The 6,092-nt window shown below is 70.2% G+C and carries 4 protein-coding genes and 1 pseudogene; all 5 read left to right on the top strand.

All coding sequences use genetic code 11. The features are described from left to right. A pseudogene (locus ACFY04_RS16955) lies at window positions 1-551 on the top strand (carboxylate--amine ligase); the annotation flags it as partial. A gap of 502 nt (window positions 552-1,053) precedes the next feature. Continuing rightward, on the top strand, window positions 1,054-2,337 hold the full coding sequence (locus tag ACFY04_RS16950) for a cation:proton antiporter (protein ID WP_389117365.1): 1,284 nt from the start codon (window positions 1,054-1,056) through the stop codon (window positions 2,335-2,337). A gap of 328 nt (window positions 2,338-2,665) precedes the next feature. Continuing rightward, window positions 2,666-2,992, top strand: coding sequence for a carboxymuconolactone decarboxylase family protein (locus tag ACFY04_RS16945; RefSeq protein WP_389117363.1), 327 nt, complete (start codon window positions 2,666-2,668; stop codon window positions 2,990-2,992). Window positions 2,993-3,084: 92 nt separating this feature from the next. Continuing rightward, complete coding sequence (locus ACFY04_RS16940) at window positions 3,085-4,515, top strand: DUF2252 domain-containing protein (RefSeq protein ID WP_389117362.1); 1,431 nt, start codon at window positions 3,085-3,087, stop codon at window positions 4,513-4,515. A gap of 566 nt (window positions 4,516-5,081) precedes the next feature. Further along, complete coding sequence (locus tag ACFY04_RS16935) at window positions 5,082-5,462, top strand: hypothetical protein (protein ID WP_389117361.1); 381 nt, start codon at window positions 5,082-5,084, stop codon at window positions 5,460-5,462. Window positions 5,463-6,092 lie beyond the last annotated feature (630 nt).

The raw sequence follows: 6,092 nt of genomic DNA, 5'->3' as shown, positions 1-6,092 counted from the left end.
CCGGTCAGCGGCCCGCCCCCGCATTTCGCGGGGCTCGCGGACTACGAGGCGCGAGCCGATGCGCTGGTGGGACCCGGGGTGATCCCGGACCGGGGCAGCTGTACTGGCACGCCCGGCTCTCCGAGCGCTATCCGACGGTCGAGGTGCGCTGCTGTGACGTGCAGCTGGAGGCGGACGACGCGGTGATACTCGCCGGCGTCGTCCGCGGGCTCGCCGCCACCGCGATCGCCGAGGAGAAGGCCGGCGTCGCTCCCGCACCATGCCGCCCGGAGCTCCTGCAAGCCGCGACGCGGCATGCGGCCCGGCACGGGATCACCACCACGCTCATGGACTCGAAAGGCCGACTGCGGAGCAGCGGGGACGTGCTGTACGCGCTCCTCCAGCACATCGGTCCCGCCCTCGAAGAGAATGGTGACCACCGCGAGGTGACCTCACTTGTTCATCGGCTCCTCCAGCAGGGAACGTCGGCCGACGGCCAGCGCCGCGCCCTGGCCGAGGCCGGCCTGCCGGCGGTCGCGGCCCTGATCACCGCAGGAGCCATCACTCCGTGAATCGCGTGCCGACGGATGGATCAAGGCGTGCTCCCGCCGACCGTGTTGCGGCGCGCCGTGCGGTGGCCGCTCATGCCGAAAGCCCCGCGGAGTGCGAGATGCTGCTCGACATGCTCGGGCTGCTTTCCGGCGAGGAGCGCCCGTGGACGTCGGTGTCAGGCCCTGCGCACTTGGGCGAGTGAAACCCCGTGCGGGCAGCCCAGCGCCTTCCATTCTCCGTCGATCCCATGACGTGGACGGCGGCCGTGTCTCCGGGCGTATGGCCATGCGCAGCGCCGCAACACCTGCCAACCCCGTTCAGCTCCTTGTGGCCGCCGCTCATTGAGCCGATCGGGCCGGGTGGGTGTGGTCGGAGCACGGTTCCGCAGGGCATGGCCGGCAACGCCGTAGGGTCAGGCTTCGTGTCCCTGCGTGAGGTGATGTGGCGTGCCTGGGACACCTGGCACGCTGCCGGTGACGCAGCCGCCCCGGCGACGACGGATGCCCAGTGCGAGGAGTACGGATGAGGGAATGGGCCATCGTGATCGCTGGGGGTGTGGTCGTCGGCTACGGGATGCTCTCGCGGCGCCTGTCGACCACGGTGCTCTCGGGACCGTTGGTGTTCATGCTGTTCGGGCTCACGATCGGCCCTCTGGGCCTGGACCTGCTGGACCGTGAGAAAGATCCCGAGATCACGCGGACGCTGCTGGAGAGCGCGCTGGTGCTCCTGCTGTTCGCGGACGCGGCAAAGATCAGGGCCCGGGACCTGCGCCGGGAGGAGTTCCTGCCGCTGCGCCTGCTTGCGCTGGGCCTGCCGGCCACCATGGCTCTGGGATGGCTGGCGGCCTGGCCACTACTGCCCGGCCTGAGTCTGTGGGAGCTGGCCCTGGCCGGCATCATCCTGGCACCCACGGACGCCGCGCTCGGCCAGCAGGCCGTATCCAACAAGAAGGTGCCGGCCCTGGTCCGCGGCGGCCTGTCCGTCGAATCCGGTCTGAACGACGGTCTGGCGCTTCCCTTCTTCGTGCTGGCACTGGCTGCCGCCGGTGAGGGCCACGGCCATCCGGGCATCGCCGAGACGTTCCTGCGCGCACTGTTGCTGAGCGGCGCGATCGGACTCGCCGCCGGCTGGAGCGGGGCAAGCCTGCTGCGCTGGTCGCTCGCCCGAGGATGGAGCAGCCCCGACTGGCGCCCGTTCCTGGTGTTCGCCGTTCCCGTGATCACCTACGCGCTGTGTGTCACGACCGAAGGCAGCGGCTTCATCGGCGCCTGGACCGCCGGCCTCGCGTTCGGCATCCACCTGCGCCGGACCGCCGCCGACCGAGGCATCCGTACCCAGGACTCGGATCCGGCGCAGAACGCGAGATTCACCGAACGACTCGGTCTCCTGCTCGCCTCACTGAGCTTCCTCGTCTTCGGCGCGGTCATCCTGGGACCGACGCTCCAGCACCTGACGTGGCGGACGGTCGTCTACGCGCTGCTCAGCCTGACCATCCTGCGGATGCTGCCGGTCGCGCTCGCGCTGGCCGGCACCGGGCTGCGCGCCGCCTCCGTGGCCTACATCGGCTGGTTCGGCCCACGTGGGCTCGCTTCCCTGGTGTTCGGCCTGCTCGCCCTCGAGGAGCACCTGCCCGGGGGGGCCTTGCTGAGCGAGGTCATCGCTGTGACCGTGGGCCTGCGCATCCTCCTGCACGGGGCCTCCGCTCCCTTCCTGGGAAACCGCTACGGCGAATGGTTCACCAGGACACTGCGCGTGGAACCGAACCTGCGGGAGAACGCACTCGCCCACAAGGACGCGCCACGCTGAAGGGACCGCGCCTCCCTCAAAGGGCGTCGTTCCATCAAGGCGGGGAGCTTGGTAACCGCCGGACGAACAGGGGCGCAGCGCACTCAAGATCGAGTACTCAGCGCTGATGCTGCAGCCCCTGATCCTGAAGCCGGACGAGGCCACCGCCTCGATGGCCACACCGCTCTCAGATGATGGGCACGGCTACCCCGCGCGCAGGATCGGGAGGGGTTCTAGGGTGGGAGGAAGGGGACACCGGTGGTCTGCGGGCCTCCGCTCCTCTCACGTCGTTCGCGCGTGCTCGGAGCGGGCGCGACGACACCCCGGACACCCCTGGAGGACATGCGTCATGTCCACTGCATCTGAAACCCCTGTTCTGGATACGCTCGCCGCCATGACGGTCGACTCGCTCGAGCGGTGCGGGTTGGCCCCGGACATGCTCCTGATGACCCGTATCGCGGCCCTCGCGGCATCGGACGCCCCGCCGATCTCCTACGCCGCCCACATCGATCCCGCCCTCCGAGCCGGTCTGACCGCCGCGCAGTTGCAGGACGTGCTGGTCGCCATCGCCCCCATCGTGGGCACCGCCCGGGTCATGACGGCGGCCGGCAACATCACCGCGGCACTCGGCATCGCCATCGCCGTCGCCGAGGCCGAGATCGGCGCCCAAGGCTGACGCAGACGACCCATGGCACCACTGGACACGGCGCGCAGAGCAAGGCGCCGTTCCCCATCGTGAGGACCGCAGGGTCAGGCAGGAGTGCATTGATGTCCGAAAGCGCGGCCGCCGCGATGCGCGCGGTGCCCTACAGCACGCCCCAGGAACGCGCGGCCCAGGGCAAGGAGGCCCGGAGCCGCTCGCCAAGGTCGTCGCACGCCGTCTACCGGCCGTCTCCGGACCGACCGGACCCACTGGCGATCCTTGAGGCACAGTCCGCGGCGCGGGTGCCCGAGCTGGTCCCGATCCGCTACAGCAGGATGTCGGAGTCCCCTTTCCGATTCTACCGGGGAGCCGCCGCGATCATGGCGTCCGACCTGGCAGGCAGTCCCGACTCGGGGATCACGGCCCAGCTGTGCGGGGACGCGCACCTGCTGAACTTCCGGCTGCTGGCCTCTCCGGAGCGGCGGCTGATGTTCGACATCAACGACTTCGACGAGACGCTGCCCGGTCCCTGGGAATGGGACGTCAAACGACTGTCCACGAGTCTCGTCATCGCCGCCCGCGCGAACGGCTTCGACGACGGGGAGCGCGCACGCATCGTGAGATCCGCCGTGCGTGCGTACCGCGAGGCGATGCGCGGCTTCGCCGGCATGGGCAACCTCGACGTCTGGTATTCGAAGATCGACGCGGACCGCCTGGAGGACCTCACCGCGGGTCAGCTCGACAAGGGCGGACGGAAGAAGCTGTCCCGTTCCATGGCGAAGGCCCGCACGCATGACACCCTGCAGGTCTTCGACAAACTCACGGAGCTGGTCGACGGCCGGCCCAGGATCGCGGCGGACCCCCCGTTGCTGGTGCCGCTCGCCGACCTGCTGCCGGACGTCGAACGCACTGAGCTCGGACGTCAGTTCCGTCGTCTGGTCGAGCGCTACAGCCTCACACTGGCAACCGACCGGCGGACACTCCTGGAGGACTACCAACTCGCGGATGTGGCCCGCAAGGTGGTCGGCGTCGGCAGCGTCGGCACCCGCTGCTGGATCTTCCTGCTCCTCGGCCGCGACGGCCAGGACCCGCTCTTCCTCCAGGCCAAGGAAGCAGACACCTCCGTACTCGCCGAGCACGTCGGCGCGAGCCGGTACCGCAACCAGGGCGAACGTGTGGTCTCGGGACAGCGGTTGATGCAGGCGGCGAGCGACATCTTCCTCGGCTGGGAACGGGTGGACGGGATCGACGGCAAGCGGCGCGACTTCTACATCCGCCAGCTGCGCGACTGGAAGGGCATCGCCATGCCGGAGACGATGCCGCCCGGACAGATGGAGACGTTCGGCGAGTTGTGCGGCATCACCCTGGCCCGTGCGCACGCACGGTCGGGCGACCGGGTTGCGATCGGCGCGTACCTGGGCCGCGGGAAGGCGTTCGACCGCGCGCTCGTCGGCTTCGCCGAAGCCTATGCCGACCAGAACGAACGCGACCATCAAGCCCTGGTCGACGCAATACGCGCAGGCCGGATACCTGCGGAGGAACTCCCCACAGCCTGACCGTTGCGCGGTTGGCGGCGCCCGGCACACCGAGCATGCCGATGCCCTCACTACGCCTGCTCAGTCCGCCCGTGTTCACGGCAACGCGCTGCTGATGACACGGCCCTCGCCGGTTCGATGGAGGCGCAGATGCGCCCCGGCGCGGACCGGCGGGCCCTGTCCTCTCGACGTAGACCTGGCCATGACGGCGACGGCTCTCGGTCCACCATCCCTCGCCGGGCCCGCCCAGAGAGCTGCGGAGGGCCCGGGCGCATCTCGAACTGCCGGGAGTGCGGCGGGCTCAGCCGCGGCGCACGCTTGAAGCAGGGCACCACGATGGCAGCCCGGCACCGGCAGGCAGTCCTCGGCAACCGGCTGCCCGTACTGACCGTGCTCCTCGGGGCGGCCGGAGTGCTGCTCGCCCGGCGCCGACGCAGGGCCCCGGTGGCCACCATGCTGTGCGCGGCAGCCGCCTGCCTGATCCTCGCCATCGGCCTGGCCATCGCCCCGCAGCCACTACCTCGACAACCTCCCCGCCCGAGCAGGTCCAGTCACCGAGTGCGGCAGCAGACGTCTTCGACACCCTGGTGCGGTTCCTGCGGCTCAGCATCCGCACCGAGATCGTCCTCGGGATCATCGTCGCCCTCGGCGCCTACCTGTCCGGAGCCGGCCGACTGCCGCGCGGTGTACGCGGTACGGCCGAACGCACCGCCGACTCCGCCGCACGCTGGGGCGCCGCCCACGGAGTGCACACCGGGCGCGTCGGCGTCCGGGCGGAAGCCCGCCGGCGCTGGATCACCATCGGGGTGCTGTTCGTAGTGGCCCTGGTATTCGCACTGTGGAACCACCCGACCGAACTCACCGTCCTGCTGCTCGTCCTCATCCTCCTCGCCGTACTCGCCGTACTCCCGCTGGTCGCGGCCAGCGGCCGGGCCAGCGAGCGTACGCAGCCCACTGACAGGCGGTAGCAGCGGCAGATCACCGCCCCGTCACCTTTCCTCCGGGTCGATGGCCTCCACCTCGGGGAACAACGTGACCTGGATCCCGCCCGCGGGCTCCCCCCGGGACACCACCGCTGTGCCGTCACGGGCTGGTGCCCCGGCACGGTGCGACTCCGGGCCGAAGTCGGGAGACCGACCCCGGCCCGGGCATGGCGGTCAGGATGCCTCGTCTACTACCTGGGGGAATGGGCTGTGAGCCTCATAGACCTCTCAGTTCGGCCTGACGTGACACCAGGTGCGTGTGTCCTCTGACGCCGAACCCGGATCGTTTGCCGGCAGCCACAGGTGACATGCAGGGGCTCTCTGAAGCGTCAGGCCGGGGTTCCGGACTGCTCCTGGCCGTGCCCGGCACCGCAGTCACCTCCTCCGGCCGCACACGGCTTCTTGAAGGTTGTCCGCCGCGGGCCGGCAAGCGCGGGCGCACGCCGGCGTGCGTCAGCTTCCGCTCCGTGTGCTCACCCGGACGGTCGGCGTCCGCTCTCGACAGACCGGGAAGGACCCCTTGCGCAGGCCGAACTCGTACTTCGCGCGGCACTTCATGGCCAGGTCTCGTCTCCTTCGGGGCCATCCCGCGGCCGGTCCCACGGGCTTCTTCAC

Origin of the sequence: Streptomyces sp. NPDC001549 (genome assembly GCF_042894025.1) — a bacterium.
GTDB lineage: Bacteria > Actinomycetota > Actinomycetes > Streptomycetales > Streptomycetaceae > Streptomyces > Streptomyces kutzneri.
Note: the sequence above shows the minus strand (reverse complement) of the source record. Positions and strands in the feature narration are given on the sequence as shown.

Bases quoted from the DNA above. Each gene is read 5' to 3' on its own strand.
- ACFY04_RS16950 (WP_389117365.1), top strand. From the start codon at position 1,054: ATGAGGGAATGGGCCATCGTGATCGCTGGGGGTGTGGTCGTCGGCTAC.
- ACFY04_RS16945 (WP_389117363.1), top strand. From the start codon at position 2,666: ATGTCCACTGCATCTGAAACCCCTGTTCTGGATACGCTCGCCGCCATG.
- ACFY04_RS16940 (WP_389117362.1), top strand. From the start codon at position 3,085: ATGTCCGAAAGCGCGGCCGCCGCGATGCGCGCGGTGCCCTACAGCACG.